Genomic DNA, 19595 nt, shown 5'->3' on the forward strand with positions numbered 1-19595 from the left:
TCTCAGCCTCTACGCGCAACATGCGAATCAGCAATTCATTAGCCGAAAAAGGCATCATGCATCCTCACCCCAAAACCAGGCCACGACAGTTCAACCTCGGCACAACAGAGGTACCAACCGGCAAACTCCAATATTTCACTAAAACAATCAAAAAACCTCAAAGAGCAAGCATCACAGCCCCACCAACACCACTATCGCGAAAGCCGCCGAACCTCACCGCCAAGCTCACAACTCAAGCACTTCACCTATAATATTTAACGCATCCTCAACCGTTTCACCGACATGCCCTCTCTCATCAACTATCATGTAAACCTTAAAAAGCGCACCACATCGCCTTAAATGACAAAGCATATTAGAAAAATGACATTCCAAATGATGCCTATCAAACACATTCTGAGCTAGCAGAATCCTGCCCGTCGCCATATTCCTGACGAGCAAGTTTATCTCTGGATTATTCTCAACCTCACTACCAAGGCGAGACACACCAATAAAATCCAAAAACTTATCAACACTTCTCCTAACCTCATACCTCAATATATTCGCCTGAGCATTAATTGCAACCGCCTTTGATCCAGGCATCTTTATTGAGGCAGATATAGCAGCAAAGCCACCACCAGACGACCCCCAGAATACAACATCTTCAATAGTCAAACCCAGAAGACGCAGATAAAACCTGACAATATCACAAACGCCTTCGCTGACACCGCCATCAACATCACCTATATACCACCCTAAATCTAAACAACCATCCAGACTCACAGACGGATCCGATATAACAAGGACACCACCTGGAAACACACCCTTCTCAGCCCATGAATACCTATTAAATACGGGCGGCGCAGTCTTCTCTCTGTCTATAGCGCCTGATAACAACACAAATAACTTATTTTCACGCTTCCTTGCCGGATAGAACAACCAATAAAAATCCCATCCTCCTACGCTGGATTTAACTGCACAATCCGAGATCCCAACCTCCGACAATGGCTGCTGCTTAAATAAAAAAACAGATCTTGACGCACTCGAGAACCTCTGCCCCTGCTTATCCTTAAAAAAGGCCGTAACGAAGTATCTACCCGCCCCCACACATTCAAACAAAAACTGGCTATCCTTCGTATACCCTGTCTTACAAATAACCCCACCATTGAAATAGACATAGTAAGCAAAAATATAATCCCCGACACCACCAACCTTGCAAAACAACGTATTACCAATCAGTTCTAAGTCGCAAGAAAAATCTTCCAAACCCATGAGCAACCTCAAAACAATTCTAACTCTTTAGAAACAATACTTTTCTTCGAAACCTTGGCACAAGCATGCGCAGAGGACAGTCTAGAGTTTCTTACGAACAAATCTGGATTCTCATACAGGCACTTAATTGATGAAGCCAGCCCCTCATAACTTTCAGCCTTAACAACAAAAGTCAATTCAGGATCGACAAACTCCGTCACAGCACCAACATCACTAACAACAGCAACCAGACCAGATGAAATTGCCTCATCCCTAGAAACGCCCTGAGTGTCGTAGCGAGATGGGCAGAGGAAAACTCCATATTTCTTATGCAGAGCAGCAATTTCATACTGAGAGAGAAACTTCTTCTCTATCGTGACATTTGTATACTTCTTCAGCGGCTCAACTGTCTCATCAAATAAAGCACCATTCCCGATAATATGAAAAGCAAGCTCCCCAAAGAATGGCTCTCTCGCCAGCTCTTCAATGCACTTCACCGCCAAATCGTTTGCATACACCTTGGAAGAATATGGCCTGATCGAGAGAATTTTCTTTCTCTGTTCAGGATCTTTTTCCGCATAACTAAACAGATCTGTATCCACAGGATTGTGGATAACATGATAGCGCTCGTCCGGCAACCTGAACCCCAGATCCTCCATCACCTCTTCCGCAAAATATTTTGATACAAACACCATCTGCAGATTGGCCGGCATTGGGTTCAAAAGTGCGCGCCAGAACACCATTCGCTTTTCGCTGACGGCTATTGCAGCCTTCTCTTGCTCAGGCGTTTCTATATTAAATTTGCGCCTATACCAAGGCTGAATATCAGCCCCATGCACCCAGACCGTCACCTTGATATTATCAATAAAGTCCTTTAGCACTTCCCACATATCCGGATCGAGGAAGTGTACCAATATATGGCGATAACGGCCGCTGGCCAGCATCCGTCGCAGGGCTTGTTGAGAGCCCGTGGTCACATCGATGTCCTGAAACTCATGCCAACTGATGGGCTGATCTTTACGCAGACGGAAAATATCGACGCTAACCCCATACTCGCGGTAGGCCTTTACCCGGCTATGCACAAAACCATTGCGATACAGGTCGTCATAGCTGGGGTAATGGTTGGTAAGCAGCAGTACATCGGACTGGCCAAGGATATTGGCCGGCTCCAGATCGAGATGCCCCAATACCAGACGATGAATCTTGCAACTACCACCGGCATAGACGCGCAACCCTAGACGCACATAATGGGTGCCATCCAGCGGCGTGATGTAAGTGTTGCGATTGGCCTGTAGCACCTCATGCCCCATGCGCTGCTTATCGGCATCCAGATACAGCACGACCAACGACAGGTTGAGCCCCGGGTCTATCTGCAGATGCAAGGGTATGCGCTGGTCTTTTTCTGCGCGCAGCTGCTCCTGCAAGCTGAGCAGCGGCAGGTTCTTGGCGGCGTAAAGGTATTCGTGCTTGCCATCCGGCAACTTCGAATCGACCTCCAGCAACGGACCAATCAGGCGCGCACTGATCGCCTCATTGCGGGTCAGCTTCACGCTGCGCTCTTCATCTTTCGACGCTGCCAGGCCGTGTCCGTTCAGCCAGGTAAAGGGCTCTCCCAGCAATGCATGGGCGAGCTGAGCACCATCCAGCCACGGAGCATGCTCGAGGTCGCTCTGCATTGGCGCGATGCCCTCGGCCATCGCGTCGAGATCCGCCAGAGATATACCTTGATTGACCGCCACATCGTCGATCTGCGCAGTTATGCCGCTTGCCGCATCGCTACCCGCACCTTCACAGTAGTTGAAGCTGTCGATCGCCAGCTGATCCACAACGCTGTACTTCAAGTCCGCCAGAGCCTGCAGCCATTCTCGGGCGTTCTGTGTCTGGGCGAACGCCGGATGAATGACAGCCCGCCGGGCAGCCAGGAACTGCCCGGTATGATAGGCACTTCCCGCGTTGTTCAGCACCGCCGCCCCTTGCCCGTCTGCACTGTAGTAGGCCGCCTTGCCGATCACCTGCGCAGCGCTGTAGCGGGTGGCCAGCGCCATATCCAGCAGATAGTGGGCACCATAGTAATCCGCAGCATGCATGCCGCAAACCCAGCGCTGGTCGCCGGCAAGCTCCTGCAAATGTTGCTCGCGCAGCGTTCTACCTGACACAGCCCGGCCTTTGAGCGAACTACTTTCGAGTAGCGCTTGCGCAGTAGCTTCTTTCAGCGAGTTGCCACAAACCAGTAGCAGTTCCAGCTCAACGCCCTGTTGCCTCTGCGCATTGGTGATAGTAGCCAGTGCCTCATGCTGGTCGTTTGCCATGGCGATAACCGTAAACGCCGGCAGTTGACGAGCACGGGGTTGCCCGGTGATTTTCTCCAGGATGTAGTTCAACCGATCGGCGTAGGTATGCTCGCTCATCGCCTTGCGCAAGCCTGCCAGGCGCAGTCTATCAACCGTTGAGTCGACTTCGAGCTGCTCGAGCCGGCGGCGGATTTCATTGCCGCTGTCGCTAGTGACAACCAGATCGCCGAACATCAGACGCACGCCACGTGAGTAATTGCTGATGGTCAGGGTATTGGACCCCAACAACTCATAGACGCGCCGAGCAAACATGGTCTGCGATTGCTTGATGGAATTAAGATTGATCGCATAGCGATAGCCCTTATAGGCCTTGTCGATCTCGGTAAACGGCAGCGTTCCAACAATGTGGGGCTGATATTCGACTGGGAATTGATAGTTGGGATCGTTCTTGCCGTAGTTTCGGTCGTAGATCTCCAGAGGTCGATAGGCTGGCAGCTCCCTGACAAAGCTTTCCAAGTCTCGGGTTCGCTCCGGATAGCGCACATAATAGGCTCCGGCAAAGCAGAAGGCGTCTTTACGGGCATACTTTTCAATCGGGTTGTGCACCGCTGGCTGACAGGCAAACGGCAGGAAATAGACATGCTCGTGCCCAAGGGCCGCCTTGTACCGGTGAATACAGTCCATATCCGTGGTAAAGACGAAGTCAAACAACTGCGCAGTGGTCAGGAAGGTTTCGAAGTGAACCGGGTCTTCCTTGTTCCAGAACAACGTGGGAATATGTCGTTCACGGCACCAAGCGACAATACCCTGCAATTCCTGGCTACAGTGTCCTACTTTACTGCCCCATAGTTCGTCCTTCCCACGCCAGGCTGATTCGATGAACAGCACTTCAGGTTGAAACGCCTCCAGTTCCGCCGACCAATTTCCAGGCGTCAGTTGAAGAAGTTGACACTCCGACTGATAAGAACCAAAGGTGAAGTCATCCATGATACAGGCCATGCGAACCTGGTTATTCGGTTCATAGGCCAAGACATCGGTCCGCAAATCCCCGTGGTCATTGGCTGTCGGCGGTGACAACAATTCCGCCTGCCGGGGCACATCACGGCCAGGTCGCACTTGTTGACGCAGGCGCCACAGACGCACAGGCAGCTTGAGGGCATCTCTGAACGAAACGCTTGCGGCACGCAGATGCAGACCTGCTTTGTAGGCCAAACTGCTGCGGAGCGAAGACAAAGCTCGCTGGGCATCGGCCTTCGCCTGCCGGGCCTGCTTTAATTCACCGTTCAGTTTCTCTGCGCGCTCCTGCAGTACACGTGTACGCTCCACCTGCTCGCTTAGTTTCTGCTTTAACTGCGGGATCTCCTGCCCCGTCGCTTGACGGTATTTAAAATTGGCACTATCAAGCTGCTGCTGGGCTGTCTGGAGCCGGCTCTCAAGTTTAATTTTCTCGTTCAAGACGTTCTGCAAATTTTCCTTCAGGGAGTGAACGCTCTTCACAATCTCTGCATTAGCTTGAGCCTGATGCTCTTGCTCCTTGAGAAGCGCTCTCAATTCTGAAATCCTCTCATGGGCACCTACGAGAGCCTCTTCAAGCTGAGGTACGGTCTGACTGGTCGCTAGGTGGTGTTGGTTGAGCTGATTAAGTTCCTCAATTCGGGCACTTAGCTCCTGCTGAACATCACGATAGTGTCTAGCTAGCTCCTCCCGCTCACCCTGAACACTTTGAAGCAATTCTTCCAGCGCACGGGCATCAGCCTCTAGACGAGTACGGACTTGGGCGTGCTGCTGCTCCTGTTGCGCCATGCGCTGTTGTAACTCAGCCACGTAACTGGCCTGCTCTGCGAGTTCCTCTTTGAGCTGCGGTACCTGATGCCCCGTTACGTGCAGATACTTTTCGTTGGCTTGGTTCAGAAGCTCTGAACGCCTGGCCAGTTCCACTTGAAGTAAATCAACCTGCCGCTCATGCTGAGCCAGTTGCTCTCTGAGGCCAGAAATTTCACGCTCAGCGAACTCCTTATGGTTTGCCCAGCGCTCAAGACCCATTTCATGAGCCGCCTTTTCTCGCTCAAGCTGGAGAACGGCCCTTTCAGCCTCTAAACTCTGACTGACAGATAGCTTTTGCTCCTCAAATTCTAACTCCTTGATACGCAGTTGCTGTTTTTCAATATTCAGCTTGAGCAAATCAATATGCGAACTGGCTTCCCGGTATTTAGCGGAGGCCTGATCACGCTGCTCTGCCAACCGTTTGATACGCTCGTTGGTCTCACGATATTTGAGATTGCAATCTTGCAAATTACTCCGAAGCTCAGCCGTTTCTTTTTTAAAGGCATAAAGCTGTCGAGCCTTTTCTGCAAGTAGCAGAGGCACATCATCAGACATGGAAATAAAATTTTCATGCTGAAAAACATGCGTAGGAGTCGCATTAAAGGTAGCGCAATACAAGTAACCAAGTGCATTGAGCTGGCTACTCAGCAACTCAAAATCCTCTGCGGTTTGGCTCTCGACATACAAAATCGGCTTATCTCGCTGAATCAGCTGTTGCGCCCCCTTTATAACGTCGCCTTCCATCCCTTCAACGTCGATCTTGATCATCCTGACCGGATAGGGCCATTGCATTTGGTCCAATGACACAAGTTGAATACTATCTTCATCGGCATCCTGAACCTGCTCCAGCGACTGAGCACCTAGATTAGCTGGGTCAAGATGGGAAAAACGGGCCACGCCTTCGTTCGCGGCCACGCCAACCTGATGCACGACTACCCGGTCACCCTGACCATTGAGCTCGGCAGATCGCATCAATGCGTCACATAGATGCTTGTTGGGCTCAAACGCATGCACCCGACAACCGGCAACACTCGCAAGATATAAGGTGTGATTGCCGATATTGGCCCCCACATCCAAAACCAAGTCACCAGGCTGCAGACGTGCAGCCATATCGCGCAGCATCTCAAGCTCGTAGGGCTGCTGGTCCTTGACGATCCGCCCTTGGATATAGTCCCTTTCGGCATCTGGCAGGTAGATGCTATAGCTGGCCCCATCCAGCAAGAGTTGCTGCTTAATCATTATCTATGCCTTGTAATTAACGTCTTACTTCCACAAGCCTCGGGTATCTACTGCCTTTATATGCTCTGGCAGAGAGACGTTCTTGAACTCCTGATGATCCACCAGCAGCACAATGATCGCCGCGCGACTGAGGGCCTCATCAATGCTAACTAGAGAGGCGTTGCTCAAGGCGGCTGGAAGTCTATCGATATTGGGCTCGACCATCATGACGTCACCGGGATGACGGCGTAGCAATTCGGACGCAATAGCCAATGCAGGACTCTCACGCAAATCATCGATGTCGGCCTTGAATGCCAGCCCGAAGCAAGCAATAGCAACGTCACTAGCTGTCTTGCCCGGGTTGGCTGCCAGGTACGCACCCAGCGCCTGATCTACTTTGCCCAGCACCCATTCCGGCTTGCTGTCGTTGACCTCACGAGCTGTGCGGATCAAGCGCGCCTGCTCCGGGGTCTTGCTGACGATAAACCAGGGGTCTACTGCAATGCAGTGCCCGCCCACTCCCGGGCCAGGTTGCAGGATATTGACTCGCGGATGACGATTGGCCAGCGCAATCAGCTCCCAGACGTTGATATCGAGCTTGTCGCAGATGATCGACAACTCATTGGCAAAGGCAATGTTGACATCACGGAAGCTGTTTTCGGTAAGCTTCGCCATCTCGGCGGTGCGCGCGTTGGTAACAACGCATTCCCCCTCCACAAAGGTCTTGTAAAGGGCGCAGGCTGCTGCTGAACATTTCGCTGTCATGCCACCGACGACACGGTCGTTTTGTACCAACTCGCGCAGCACGTGGCCAGGCAAGACACGCTCAGGGCAGTGGGCAACGCGAATATCGGAATCTTCGCCGTGGGTTTGCGGGAAGCTCAGATCCGGCCGAGCCTCGGCCAACCAGGCAGCCATCTGTTCGGTGGCGCCAACAGGCGAGGTGGATTCGAGAATTACCAGGTCCCCCTGCTTCAGTACCGGTGCGATGGCTTTGCTGGCAGCCTCGATATAACTCAGATCCGGATCATGGTTATCCCCCTTGAACGGAGTGGGCACCGCGATCAAGAAGGCATCGGCAGGTTCAGGCTTGGTGGTGGCTTTTAAGTAACCCTCGGTTACGGCTGCATGTACGACCATATCCAGGTCGGGCTCGACAATATGGATTTCACCTCGATTGATGGTATCCACTGCGTGCTGATTAACATCTACGCCTATGACCTTGAGCTTACGTGAGGCGAAGACGGCGGCGGTCGGCAGGCCAATGTAGCCAAGCCCGATAACGGAAATAGTCTTGAACGGCATGATCACTGCTTCTTAAGTTGGGAAAGGGATTCGAGAATGCGCTGGCAGGCTTTGCCGTCACCGTAGGGGTTGTGAGCGAAGCTCATCTGACAGTAAGCCGCTTCGTCGGTGACGAGGGTTGTAATAGCGGACGTGATCGCTGCCACGTCGGTGCCGACCAGCTTCACCGTGCCAGCTTCGACGGCTTCTGGGCGCTCGGTAGTGTCACGCATTACCAGGACCGGCTTCCCAAGCGAGGGCGCCTCCTCCTGGATACCGCCAGAGTCGGTCAGGATCAGGTAAGCCTGATTCATCAGGTAGACGAACGGCAGGTAATCGAGCGGCTCGATCAGGTGCACATTGTCGATACCCGCCAGCAGACGATTGACGGGCTCGCGTACATTCGGGTTCAGGTGAACGGGGTAGACGATCTCCACCTCAGGGAAACGCTGAGCGGTCTCGGCTAGCGCCTGGCATATGCGCTCGAAGCCATCACCGAAGCTTTCCCGGCGATGCCCGGTGACCAAGATCAACTTGCGATCCGGATGCAGGAAGGGGAAACGGGAAGCGAATTGCGTTTGCAATGCGCCGTCCGTGTCCAGCTTTGCGACGACCTGAAGCAGGGCATCGATAACCGTATTCCCGGTGACAAGGATACTGTCAGGGTCGACACCCTCCCTGAGCAGGTTGCCGCGAGAGGTATCGGTCGGTGCGAAGTGCAGTGTAGCGAGTGCGCCAGTGAGTTTTCGATTGCCTTCTTCAGGCCATGGGGAATAGATGTTGCCGGTGCGCAAGCCCGCTTCCACATGAGCAACCGGAATCTGCTGATAATAGGCAGCGACACTGGCCGCGAAAGTGGTCGCCGTATCGCCATGCACCAACACTACGTCAGGCTTGAAGCTCGCCAGCACTTCACGCATGCCTAACAGGATTGAGCTGGTGACGTCGGTGAGATCCTGACCTGGTTTCATGATATTGAGGTCGAAGTCCGGCACCAGCTCGAACAGGTCGAGCACCTGATCGAGCATCTGTCGATGCTGACCGGTAACGCAGACTTTCGCCTCGAAACGTGGATCATCCTGCAGCGCCAGCGCCAGCGGCGCCATCTTGATAGCCTCTGGACGCGTCCCGAAGACACAGAGCGTTTTTATCGTCATCTAAACCACACCACTCACGTTCTACTTTTCAATAAACAAAAATATGCCGCACCCCGAAGTCATTCGGAGCCAGCAATCAAAAGACGCGCACTGCGGGACGCTTGCTCGTAGCGAGAAGCTAGCGCGTTAGCAAGTGCTAGCTTACTAGCCGAATCGCCATGCACGATCCGCACCTCTGACGGCCAATGGCGCATCCGAGTAACGAATCCGACCAATCCTTTTTGGTCGGCATGCGCCGAATAACCGCCCATGGTATGGACTTGCGCCCTTATGGCATAGCGCTGCTCGTCCATTTCCACGAATCCGCCCTTCGGCCCGAAGCGCTGGATCTGCCTGCCGACCGTGCCTTCGGCCTGATAACCGACGAACAATACATTATGCCGGACATCGCCGAGCATGGCCTTGAGGTAGTTGACGATCCGGCCACTGGAGCACATGCCGTTACCGGCGATGACGATGGCCGGCTGCGCCGTTTGCACCAGGCGGTTGACCATGGCCAGGTGAGCCTGATGGCTGTCCACCGTCAGCAGGTTGTCGAAGGCCAGCGGCTTGCGCCCACTTCTGACTCGCGCCAGCGCTTCGGCATCCCAAAAGGGTTCAAGTTCCCGGTAGACCCGGGTAAAGCGACTGGCGAGCGGAGAATCCAGGATGATCGGTAGGTTGTGCCAATTGATGGCCGAGGCGCTCCCCCTCACCCTGCCTCCCCTCACCCCTAGCCCCTCTCCCGAAGGGAGAGGGGGATTAAGAGCGGCACTCCGCCTCTTGCGGTGAATGATGTCTTCCAGCTCATAGAGCAGCTCCTGGGTGCGGCCAATGCTGAAGGCCGGGATCAGGACCGTGCCTTGGTCGGCCAGGGCCTGCTCGAGCACCTGTTCGAGGCGTTTGCGGCGGTTGCGTCGGTCTTCGTGCAGGCGATCGCCGTAGGTGCTCTCGATGACCAGAATATCGGCGCGGTGCGGCGCCTTGGGTGCCGGCAGTATCGGTGCATGGGGCGCACCGAGGTCGCCGGAGAAGACCACGCGCCTGCGCTCGCCTGTCGCCGGATAGTGCAGATCCACTTCCACATAGGCCGAGCCGAGGATATGGCCGGCGCGCTGCAGGCGGATCCGCGCCTTTAGCTGCGCGCTATCGATCAGGCTGAACCACGTCTTGTAGGGCAAGGCGACGATGCGCTGCTCGATCAGCTTGAGGTAGCGCGCAACCTTGGCTTGATCGCGACTGAAGCCCAGCTTGAAGGCGTCCTCCAGCACGATGGGCAGGAGCTTCGCCGAGGGTTCGCTGCAGAGGATGGGACCTTTGAAACCTGCGGCCAGCAGGTAGGGAATGCGCCCGACATGGTCGATATGCACGTGGGTGGCGACCAATGCGCGGATACCGGCGAGGGAGAAGTCGATATCGAGTCGGTTGGCCCCTGCCCGCCCCTCTGGCGAGGTTTCGGCTCCCTGGAACAATCCGCAGTCGACAAGAAGCGCATGCTCGGCGTCCATCTGCAACTGATGGCAGGAGCCGGTCACGCCGGAAACGGCGCCGTGATGAAGAATGGAGGGGTACCGCACGAGTCAATCCCTTAACGCTGACGAAAACTACAGGGACTCAGCCCCAAGGTGCGGATCACTTAGTTCGGCAAAGAAGGTGCCGACGAATCAAATATGAAGCCAGCTAAGTGGCAATGTGATACCCCGCACATTTTGCATGCTTTTTATTTTTTCGCAAGCAAGACGAAGGTTTGACGCCACGGGACTGGTCGGTCAGCGAACGCCCTCGCCGAGCGGTACTACTCGTCTTCGTTAACCCGATCGCGCAGCTCTTTGCCCGGCTTGAAATGTGGCACGAACTTGCCGTCCAGGCGCACCGACTGGCCGGTTTTCGGGTTGCGGCCCACGCGCGGGGCGCGGTAGTGGAGAGAGAAACTGCCGAAGCCGCGAATTTCGATGCGGTCGCCAGTGGCCAGTGCCTGGGACATTTGTTCCAGCATGGTCTTGATAGCCAGCTCGACATCCTTGGAGGACAGCTGACCTTGGTGGGTGACAATTCTTTCGATCAACTCCGACTTGGTCATGGTTTTCCCTTCTTTTTCAAGCGGCTAGATCACTCGATAGAGTGGTTTTAGCATGCTGATCAGGATTTGAACAGCCTAAAAAACAAGGTGTTAGCGCAATCTGGGGAGTGATCGCCTTATATAGCCGAGCGCATGCGCGCAAGCCCTTGCCCGGCAACGCCGCGCAGGCCATGGCGGCATCGGGCATATACCGCACCTTTGTACGCATGCCGGCGGAAACCACCCTACCCCACAGCCATGGCGCTTCACGCGCGAGGTTTGCGGGTAAATCCATCTCGACAGTGGCGAGATTCAGGAGGGCGAGAAACAAAAAGGGCGACCCGAGGGTCGCCCTTTTCTTGATGGAGTTACCCGAACTTAGTTCTGGTTTTCCATCTGAGCACGGATCAGATCACCGATGGTGGTCGGGCCGGTGCTTTCAACGTCTTGCTTGTTACGCAGTTCCTTCATCGCGTCCTTCTCGTCCTCGACGTCTTTCGACTTGATGGACAGGCTGATAACGCGGGACTTGCGGTCGACGCTGATGATCTTGGCTTCGACTTCGTCGCCTTCCTTCAGGACGTTGCGCGCGTCTTCAACGCGGTCACGGCTGATTTCGGAGGCTTTCAGGGTAGCTTCGATCTCGTTGCCCAGGTCGATGATGGCGCCCTTGGCATCCACTTCCTTCACGACGCCGCGGACGATGGTGCCCTTGTCGTTGATCGAGACGTAGTTGCTGAACGGATCGTCTTCCAGCTGCTTGATGCCCAGGGAGATGCGCTCGCGCTCCGGGTCAACCGACAGGATGACGGTTTCCAGCTCGTCGCCCTTCTTGAAGCGACGCACGGCTTCTTCGCCGGCTTCGTTCCAGGAGATGTCGGACAGGTGAACCAGGCCGTCGATGCCGCCGTCCAGACCAATGAAGATACCGAAATCGGTGATCGACTTGATGGTGCCGGAGATCTTGTCACCCTTGTTGAACTGACCGGAGAAGTCTTCCCACGGGTTGGTCTTGCACTGCTTGATACCCAGGGAGATACGACGACGCTCTTCGTCGATGTCCAGAACCATGACTTCCACTTCGTCGCCGACGTTGACGACTTTCGACGGGTGGATGTTCTTGTTGGTCCAGTCCATTTCGGAAACGTGTACCAGACCTTCAACGCCTTCTTCCAGCTCAGCGAAGCAGCCGTAGTCGGTCAGGTTGGTGACGCGCGCCATGACGCGGGTGTTTTCCGGGTAACGGGCCTTGATGGCAACCCACGGATCTTCGCCCAGCTGCTTCAGACCCAGGGAGACACGGTTGCGCTCGCGGTCGTACTTCAGGACCTTGACGTCGATCTCGTCGCCAACGTTGACGATCTCGGACGGGTGCTTGATGCGCTTCCAGGCCATGTCGGTGATGTGCAGCAGGCCGTCTACGCCGCCCAGGTCCACGAAGGCGCCGTAGTCGGTGAGGTTCTTGACGATACCTTTGACCTGCTGACCTTCCTGCAGGGATTCCAGCAGGGCTTCGCGCTCGGCGCTGTTCTCGGCTTCCAGCACGCTGCGGCGGGAAACGACAACGTTGTTGCGCTTCTGGTCCAGCTTGATGACCTTGAACTCGAGCTCTTTGCCTTCCAAGTGAGTGGTATCACGCACCGGACGGACATCGACCAGGGAACCCGGCAGGAACGCGCGGATGCCGTTGACGTCAACGGTGAAGCCGCCTTTGACCTTACCGTTGATAACGCCCTTGACCACTTCTTCAGCGTTGAACGCAGCTTCCAGAACCAGCCAGGACTCAGCGCGCTTGGCTTTCTCGCGGGACAGCTTGGTTTCACCGAAGCCATCTTCAACCGCGTCCAGCGCAACGTGGACTTCGTCACCAACCTTGATGGTCAGCTCGCCTTGTTCGTTGAAGAACTGGTCGAGCGGGATGACGCCCTCGGACTTCAGACCGGCATGGACGGTAACCCAGTCACCGTCGATGTCGACGACGATGCCGGTGATGATGGCGCCCGGCTGCATGTCGAGGGATTTCAGGCTTTCTTCAAAAAGTTCTGCAAAGCTTTCGCTCATGTTGATTCCTGTTGTCAAGGGCGGGGATTCGCCCAAACCACACTCCAGACAATGTGGGTTCGTTCATGTAAAAAGAGGCCTGCGGGACTAGGACTGGTCTCCCGCATGCCTCCTTGCGAGCCGGTCAGCTTAGGCAGCTGTGGCTCTTACCCGGCGAGATCGCGATCGGCGACCTCGCGCAGAATGCGCTCTAACACTTGCTCGATGGACAGCTCGGTGGAATCCAGCAGGATTGCGTCGGCAGCCGGCTTGAGCGGCGCCACCGCGCGCTGGGTATCGCGCTCGTCGCGCGCCCGAATCTCGTCGAGAAGACTCGCGAGATTAACATCATCGCCCTTGGCCTTCAACTGCAAGTAGCGGCGACGCGCACGCTCCTCGGCACTGGCGGTGAGGAAGACCTTCAGCGGCGCATCGGGAAACACCACGGTGCCCATGTCGCGGCCATCGGCCACCAGCCCCGGCGCCTCCTGGAAGGCGCGCTGGCGCTGCAGCAGCGCCTCGCGCACCGCCGGCAGCGAGGCGACCATGGACGCGCCGGCGCCGATCTGCTCGTTGCGGATGGCGTCGGTCACTTCCTCGCCTTCGAGGACGATGCGTTTGCCGGTGAACTGCACATCGAGGTGGGCGGCCAGTTGCTTGAGCGCCTCCTCGTTGGTCAGGTCGATGCCGTGGTTGCCGGCGGCGAAGGCCAGCAGGCGGTACAGCGCACCGGAGTCGAGCAGGTTCCAGCCCAGTTGCTTGGCCAGCAGGGCACAAAGCGTGCCCTTGCCGGAACCGCTCGGCCCGTCGACTGTGATCACCGGGGCGTTCATGCCTTGCCCTCTTCGGCCACCTGGATGCCGACTTCGGCCGCCAGGGCGAGGAAGTTGGGGAAGGAGGTGGCGACGTTGGCACAGTCGTGAATGCGGATCGGCGCGCTGGCGCGCAGCGAGGCGACGCTGAAGGACATGGCGATACGGTGGTCGCCGTGCGCCCAGACTTCGCCGCCGCCGATGGCGCCACCTTCGATGACGATGCCGTCCGGAGTCGGCTCGGCCTTCACGCCCAGGGCGACCAGACCGTCAGCCATGACCTGGATACGGTCGGACTCCTTGACCCGCAGCTCCTCGGCGCCGCGCAGCACGGTACGGCCGGAGGCAGCGGCGGCAGCGACGAACAGCACCGGGAATTCGTCGATGGCCAGCGGCACCAGGTCTTCGGGAATATCGATGCCCTTGAGCTTGGCCGAGCGCACGCGGATATCGGCCACCGGCTCGCCGCCCACCTCGCGCTGGTTTTCCAGGCTGATATCGCCGCCCATCAGCTTGAGGATGTCGATCACCCCGGTGCGGGTCGGGTTGATGCCGACGTGCTCCAGCACCAGCTCAGAACCTTCGGCAATGCTCGCCGCCACCAGGAAGAAGGCCGCCGAGGAAATATCGGCCGGCACTTCGATACGGGTAGCACTGAGCTTGTGCCCGGACTCGACAGTGGCGGTGCTGCCCTCCACGCTGACCGGGTAGCCGAAGCCGCGCAGCATGCGCTCGGTGTGGTCGCGGGTCGGCGCCGGCTCGGTCACAGAGGTCTTGCCGGCGGCGTACAGGCCGGCCAGCAGCAGGCAGGACTTGACCTGGGCGCTGGCCATCGGCATCTCGTAGTCCATGCCGGTCAGGCGCTGGCCGCCCTTGATGGTCAGCGGCGGACGCCCTTCCGGACCAGTCTCGATCACCGCGCCCATTTCACGCAGCGGCTTGGCCACACGGTTCATCGGACGCTTGGACAGCGAGGCGTCGCCGGTCAGGGTGGTGTCGAACGGCTGCGCAGCGAGCAGGCCTGAGAGCAGGCGCATGGAGGTGCCGGAGTTGCCCATGTACAGCGGCCCGGCCGGCGCCTTCAGGCCATTGAGGCCGACACCATGAATGGTCACCCGACCGTGGTGCGGGCCTTCGATCACCACGCCCATGTCGCGGAAGGCCTGCAGGGTGGCCAGGGCGTCTTCGCCTTCGAGGAAGCCCTCGACCTCGGTGGTGCCTTCGGCCAGCGAGCCGAGCATGATCGAGCGGTGCGAGATGGACTTGTCGCCGGGCACGCGAATGCGTCCGGACAGGCTGCTACCGGGTTTTGCCAGGAAAATCAGATCGGTCGAGTGCATAGCGTCCACATAGGCCCTGCGGGCCAGAATTTTGCTGAAATGTTCGCGGGCCACGCGGGCGCGGGTGAACACGCCCAGCAGTTGATGCCCATCCCCGGCGTCGACCGCGTCGCGCAGGGCGTCGAGGTCGTCGCGAAAGGTGTCCAGGGTGCGCAGCACGGCCTCGCGGTTGGCGAGGAAGATATCGTGCCACATCACCGGATCGCTGCCGGCGATCCGCGTGAAGTCGCGAAAGCCGCCGGCGGCGTAACGGAAAATCTCCAGGTTCTCGCTGCGCTTGGCCAGCGAGTCGACCAGGGTGAAGGCCAACAGGTGCGGCAGGTGGCTGGTGGCGGCAAGCACCTGATCGTGGTGCTCCACCTCCATCGACTCGACATCCGCACCCAGCTCGCGCCACAGGCCTTCCACCAGCGCCAGCGCCGCCTCGTCGCTGTGCTCGCAAGGCGTCAGGATGACCTTGTGACGGCGGAACAGCGTCGCCTTGGCCGCCTCCACCCCGCTCTGCTCGGAGCCTGCGATGGGGTGGCCCGGCACCAGCCGCACGCTCTTGCCGGCGAAGGCCAGGCGCGCGGCGCGCAGCACATTGCCCTTGGCACTGCCGACGTCGGTCAGCACCGCATCGCCGAGATCGAGCTTGGCCAGCTCGGCCAGCAACTTCTCCATGGCCAGGATAGGCACCGCCAGCTGGATCACATCGGCACCCTGACAGGCGGCGGCCAGATCGGTCTCGCAGCGATCGACCACGCCCAGCTGCACCGCCAGGCGCCGCGACTCGGCATCCAGATCGACGCCCACCACCTCGCGGCACAGGCCGCGCTCGCGCAGGCCCTTGGCGAAGGAGCCGCCAATCAGGCCGAGGCCGACCACCACCAGGCGGCCGATCTTAGGGGCGCTCGATTGCACTGCGGTGACAGTCACGCCGACAACACCTTGGCCAGGGCCTCGAGGAAGCGCGCGTTCTCCTGCGGCAGACCGATGGATACGCGCAGGAAATGGGGCATGCGGTAGCCGGCCATCGGCCGCACTATCACGCCCTCGCGCAGCAGCGCCTGGTTGATCGCCGCGGTGTCGCGGCCAAAGTCGACGGCAATAAAGTTGCCTTTGCTGGGAATCCAGCTCAGACCCAGAGCGCGCAAGCCATCCTGCAGCTGCTGCATGCCGGCATCGTTGAGGCGACGGCTCTCGGCCAGGTACTCGGCATCGGCGAGCGCCGCGCAGGCAGCGGCCAGCGCGAGGCTGTTGACGTTGAACGGCTGGCGCACGCGGTTGAGCACATCGGCGATGGCCGGCGAGCTGATCGCATAGCCCACGCGCAACGCCGCCAGGCCATAGGCCTTGGAGAAGGTGCGCGAAACCAGCAAGTTCGGGTAGCGGGCCAGGTAATCGAGGCCATCCGGCAGCTCATCGCCTTCGGCGTATTCGATATAGGCCTCGTCCAGCACCACCAACACCGACTCCGGCACCTTGGCCAGGAAAGCGTCTAGCGCGGCCGGGCCGAACCAGGTGCCGGTCGGGTTGTTGGGGTTGGCGATGAACACCACGCGGGTATTGGCGTCGATGGCCGCGAGCATGGCGCCCAGGTCGTGGCCGTAGTCCCTGGCCGGCACCACCTTGCCCTGCGCGCCGACCGCCTGGGTGGCGATGGGGTAGACGGCGAAGGCGTAGTCGCTGAACACGGCGTTAAGCCCCGGCGCCAGGTAGGCGCGGGCGACCAGCTCGAGAATGTCGTTGGAGCCGTTGCCCAGGGTGACCTGCGCCGCGCCCACGCCGTAGCGGGCGGCCAGCGCGGTCTTGAGGGTGAAGCCATTGCCATCCGGATAACGGGTCAGCTCGTCCAGTTCGGCACGGATCGCCGCCAGCACCTTGGCGCTGGGGCCGAGTGGGTTCTCGTTGCTGGCCAGCTTGACGATACCGGCCGGATCCAGACCCAGCTCGCGGGCCAGCTCGTCGACCGGCTTGCCCGGCACATAGGGGGACAGCTTCTGCACGCCTGGCTGGGCCAGGGCTAGGAAATCGCAACTCATCACAAACCTCATTGTCTCGACCGAGCGCCACAGGCCTCGCAGGAGCGACTTCAGTCGCCAATATCGCGGCTCAAGCCGCTCCTACGAGGACGCGGGTTACAGCACCGCCTTCGGATAGGAACCCAGCACCTTGAGCGCCACGGCCTCCTGGCCGATCTTCTCCAGCACGTCCTTGATCAGCGGATCGCGGTGGTGACCGACGAAATCGATGAAGAACACGTAGGTCCACTTGCCGCTGCGCGACGGCCGGGTCTCGATGCGGGTCAGGTCGATGCCATTGTTGTGGAACGGCACCAGGAGCTCGTGCAGCGCGCCCGGCTTGTTGCGCATGGAGACGATGATCGAGGTCTTGTCGTCGCCGGTGGGCGGCACTTCCTGGCTGCCGATGATGAGAAAGCGCGTGGAGTTGTCCGGGCGGTCCTCGATCTTCTCGGCCAGCTTGGTCAGGCCATACAGATTGGCCGCCATGTCGCCGGCGATGGCCGCGCTGTTCCACTCGCTCTTGACCCGCTTGGCGGCGTCGGCGTTGCTGGAGACCGCCACGCGCTCGACGTTCGGGTAGTGCGCATCCAGCCACTTGCGGCACTGCGCCAGGGACTGGGCGTGGGAATAGATACGGGTGATCTTGTCGGTCTTGGTGGTCTCGCCGACCAGCAGGTGATGGTGGATGCGCAGCTCGACTTCGCCGCAGATCACCATGTCGTGCTCGAGGAAACTGTCGAGGGTGTGGTTGATCGCACCCTCGGTGGAGTTCTCCACCGGCACCACGCCGAAGTTCACCGCACCGGCGGCCACTTCGCGGAACACCTCGTCGATGGCCGCCATCGGCACGCTGATCACCGCGTGACCGAAATGCTTCATTGCCGCGGCCTGACTGAAGGTGCCTTCGGGACCGAGATAGGCGACTTTCAGCGGGTTCTCCAGGGCCAGGCAGGAGGACATGATCTCGCGGAACAGCCGCGCCATTTCCTCGTTACCCAGCGGGCCCTGGTTGCGCTCCATGATGCGCTTGAGCACCTGGGCCTCGCGCTCGGGGCGGTAGAACACCGGCGACTCGCCTTCCTTGAGTTCCTTCATCTTCACCCGCGCCACTTCTTCGGCGCAGCGCGCGCGGTCGCTGATCAGCTCGAGGATGCGTTCGTCGAGGTTGTCGATGCGCAGGCGCAGGGCCTGCAGTTCCTGCTCGGACATCTCAGCCATGCTCCTTCTCGAACTCGGCCATATAGGCCACCAGCGCCTCGACCGCATCCATCCCGACCGCGTTGTAGATGGAGGCACGCATGCCGCCCACCGAGCGATGGCCCTTGAGATTGAGCAGGCCGCGCGCGTCGGCACCGGCGAGGAAGACCTTGTCCAGCTTCTCGTCGGCCAGGCGGAACGGCACGTTCATCCAGGAACGGGCGTTGTGGGCGATGGGGTTGCTGTAGAAATCGCTGCCGTCGATGGCCTTGTACAGCAGGTCCTTCTTGGCGCGGTTGATACGCTCCATGGCCTCGACGCCGCCCTGCTCCTTGAGCCACTGGAACACCAGGCCGGACAGGTACCAGGAATAGGTGGCCGGGGTGTTGTACATCGAGCCGTTGTCGGCCGAGACCTTGTAGTCGAGCATGGTCGGGCAACTGGAGCGGGCGCGGCCGAGCAGGTCCTCGCGCACTATCACCACCACCAGGCCGCTGGGGCCGATGTTCTTCTGCGCACCGGCGTAGATCAGGCCGAACTGCGAGACGTCGAGCGGGCGCGAGAGGATGTCCGAGGACATGTCCGCCACCAGCGGGGTGTCGCCGGTCTGCGGCACCCAGTCGAACTGCAGGCCGCCGATGGTCTCGTTGCTGCAGTAGTGCAGGTAGGCCGCGCCCTTGGACAGCTGCCAGTCGTTCTGCCCCGGGATGGCGAAGTAGTCGTGCGCCTTGGCGCTGGCGGCGACGTTGATGCGCCCGTAGCGACGCGCTTCCTCGATGGCCTTCTTCGACCAGATGCCGGTCTCGACATAATCGGCCACGCCCTCTTCCGGCAGCAGGTTCAGCGGAATCTCGGCGAACTGCTGGCTGGCGCCGCCCTGGAGAAACAGCACCTTGTAGTCGTTGGGCACGGCGAGCAGGTCGCGCAGGTCCTGTTCGGCCTGGCTGGCGATGGCCACGTACTCGTCGCTGCGGTGGCTCATTTCCATCACCGACAGGCCCTTGCCCTGCCAGTCGAGCATCTCGGCCTGGGCGCGTTCCAGTACGGCGGTCGGCAGCGCGGCCGGGCCGGCGCAGAAGTTAAAAGCTCGCTTGCTCACGTCTGTCTCTCTCAGATTCACAGAACGCCACCACCAGGCGATGGCATGTCCACACTGTTACC

At 58.6% G+C, this 19595-nt stretch carries 12 protein-coding genes; all 12 read right to left on the reverse strand.

Annotated features, from left to right (window positions below; all coding sequences use genetic code 11):
* Nucleotides 1-225: 225 nt before the first annotated feature.
* The 12 genes from ACW9UL_RS14555 to serC all read right to left on the reverse strand — a co-directional run bounded on the left by ACW9UL_RS14555 (nt 226) and on the right by serC (nt 19533).
* On the reverse strand, nt 226-1248 hold the full coding sequence (locus tag ACW9UL_RS14555) for a hypothetical protein (RefSeq protein WP_457787447.1): 1023 nt from the start codon (nt 1246-1248) through the stop codon (nt 226-228).
* Between the two features lie 8 nt (nt 1249-1256).
* A complete protein-coding gene (locus ACW9UL_RS14560) occupies nt 1257-6581 on the reverse strand; it encodes an FkbM family methyltransferase (RefSeq protein ID WP_457787448.1) in 5325 nt (1774 codons plus the stop codon).
* Between the two features lie 24 nt (nt 6582-6605).
* On the reverse strand, nt 6606-7865 hold the full coding sequence (gene wecC / locus ACW9UL_RS14565; protein WP_457787449.1) for a UDP-N-acetyl-D-mannosamine dehydrogenase: 1260 nt from the start codon (nt 7863-7865) through the stop codon (nt 6606-6608).
* Nucleotides 7866-7867: 2 nt separating this feature from the next.
* Nucleotides 7868-9001: a non-hydrolyzing UDP-N-acetylglucosamine 2-epimerase gene (gene wecB, locus ACW9UL_RS14570; protein ID WP_457787450.1), complete on the reverse strand. Its 1134-nt coding sequence runs from the start codon at nt 8999-9001 to the stop codon at nt 7868-7870.
* Nucleotides 9002-9060: 59 nt separating this feature from the next.
* Nucleotides 9061-10557: an MBL fold metallo-hydrolase RNA specificity domain-containing protein gene (locus ACW9UL_RS14575; protein ID WP_457787451.1), complete on the reverse strand. Its 1497-nt coding sequence runs from the start codon at nt 10555-10557 to the stop codon at nt 9061-9063.
* Nucleotides 10558-10775: 218 nt separating this feature from the next.
* Nucleotides 10776-11060, reverse strand: coding sequence for an integration host factor subunit beta (gene ihfB / locus ACW9UL_RS14580; RefSeq protein WP_003243558.1), 285 nt, complete (start codon nt 11058-11060; stop codon nt 10776-10778).
* Between the two features lie 357 nt (nt 11061-11417).
* Complete coding sequence (gene rpsA, locus ACW9UL_RS14585) at nt 11418-13100, reverse strand: 30S ribosomal protein S1 (protein WP_021445094.1); 1683 nt, start codon at nt 13098-13100, stop codon at nt 11418-11420.
* Nucleotides 13101-13246: 146 nt separating this feature from the next.
* Nucleotides 13247-13912, reverse strand: coding sequence for a (d)CMP kinase (gene cmk / locus ACW9UL_RS14590; RefSeq protein ID WP_021445093.1), 666 nt, complete (start codon nt 13910-13912; stop codon nt 13247-13249).
* Nucleotides 13909-16149 (reverse strand): bifunctional prephenate dehydrogenase/3-phosphoshikimate 1-carboxyvinyltransferase, encoded by a 2241-nt coding sequence (locus tag ACW9UL_RS14595; protein ID WP_457787452.1) that lies wholly within the window; start codon nt 16147-16149, stop codon nt 13909-13911. The genes cmk and ACW9UL_RS14595 overlap by 4 nt, the downstream gene beginning before the upstream one ends.
* Nucleotides 16146-17255, reverse strand: a complete 1110-nt coding sequence (gene hisC / locus ACW9UL_RS14600) for a histidinol-phosphate transaminase (RefSeq protein ID WP_457787453.1) — start codon at nt 17253-17255, stop codon at nt 16146-16148. Before hisC ends, ACW9UL_RS14595 begins: the two co-directional genes overlap by 4 nt.
* A gap of 96 nt (nt 17256-17351) precedes the next feature.
* Nucleotides 17352-18446, reverse strand: a complete 1095-nt coding sequence (pheA, locus tag ACW9UL_RS14605) for a prephenate dehydratase (protein ID WP_021445090.1) — start codon at nt 18444-18446, stop codon at nt 17352-17354.
* A 1-nt stretch (nt 18447) separates the two neighbouring features.
* The gene (gene serC, locus ACW9UL_RS14610; protein ID WP_122108509.1) at nt 18448-19533 is read right to left on the reverse strand and encodes a 3-phosphoserine/phosphohydroxythreonine transaminase; all 1086 of its coding nucleotides are present in this window, start codon (nt 19531-19533) and stop codon (nt 18448-18450) included.
* Between the last annotated feature and the right edge of the window lie 62 nt (nt 19534-19595).

This window comes from Pseudomonas sp. PL-6 (genome assembly GCF_054110165.1).

Coding starts and splice junctions, on each gene's coding strand:
- ACW9UL_RS14555 (WP_457787447.1), bottom strand. CDS start 1,248: ATGGGTTTGGAAGATTTTTCTTGCGACTTAGAACTGATTGGTAATACG.
- ACW9UL_RS14560 (WP_457787448.1), bottom strand. CDS start 6,581: ATGATTAAGCAGCAACTCTTGCTGGATGGGGCCAGCTATAGCATCTAC.
- wecC (WP_457787449.1), bottom strand. CDS start 7,865: ATGCCGTTCAAGACTATTTCCGTTATCGGGCTTGGCTACATTGGCCTG.
- wecB (WP_457787450.1), bottom strand. CDS start 9,001: ATGACGATAAAAACGCTCTGTGTCTTCGGGACGCGTCCAGAGGCTATC.
- ihfB (WP_003243558.1), bottom strand. CDS start 11,060: ATGACCAAGTCGGAGTTGATCGAAAGAATTGTCACCCACCAAGGTCAG.
- rpsA (WP_021445094.1), bottom strand. CDS start 13,100: ATGAGCGAAAGCTTTGCAGAACTTTTTGAAGAAAGCCTGAAATCCCTC.
- cmk (WP_021445093.1), bottom strand. CDS start 13,912: ATGAACGCCCCGGTGATCACAGTCGACGGGCCGAGCGGTTCCGGCAAG.
- hisC (WP_457787453.1), bottom strand. CDS start 17,255: ATGAGTTGCGATTTCCTAGCCCTGGCCCAGCCAGGCGTGCAGAAGCTG.
- pheA (WP_021445090.1), bottom strand. CDS start 18,446: ATGTCCGAGCAGGAACTGCAGGCCCTGCGCCTGCGCATCGACAACCTC.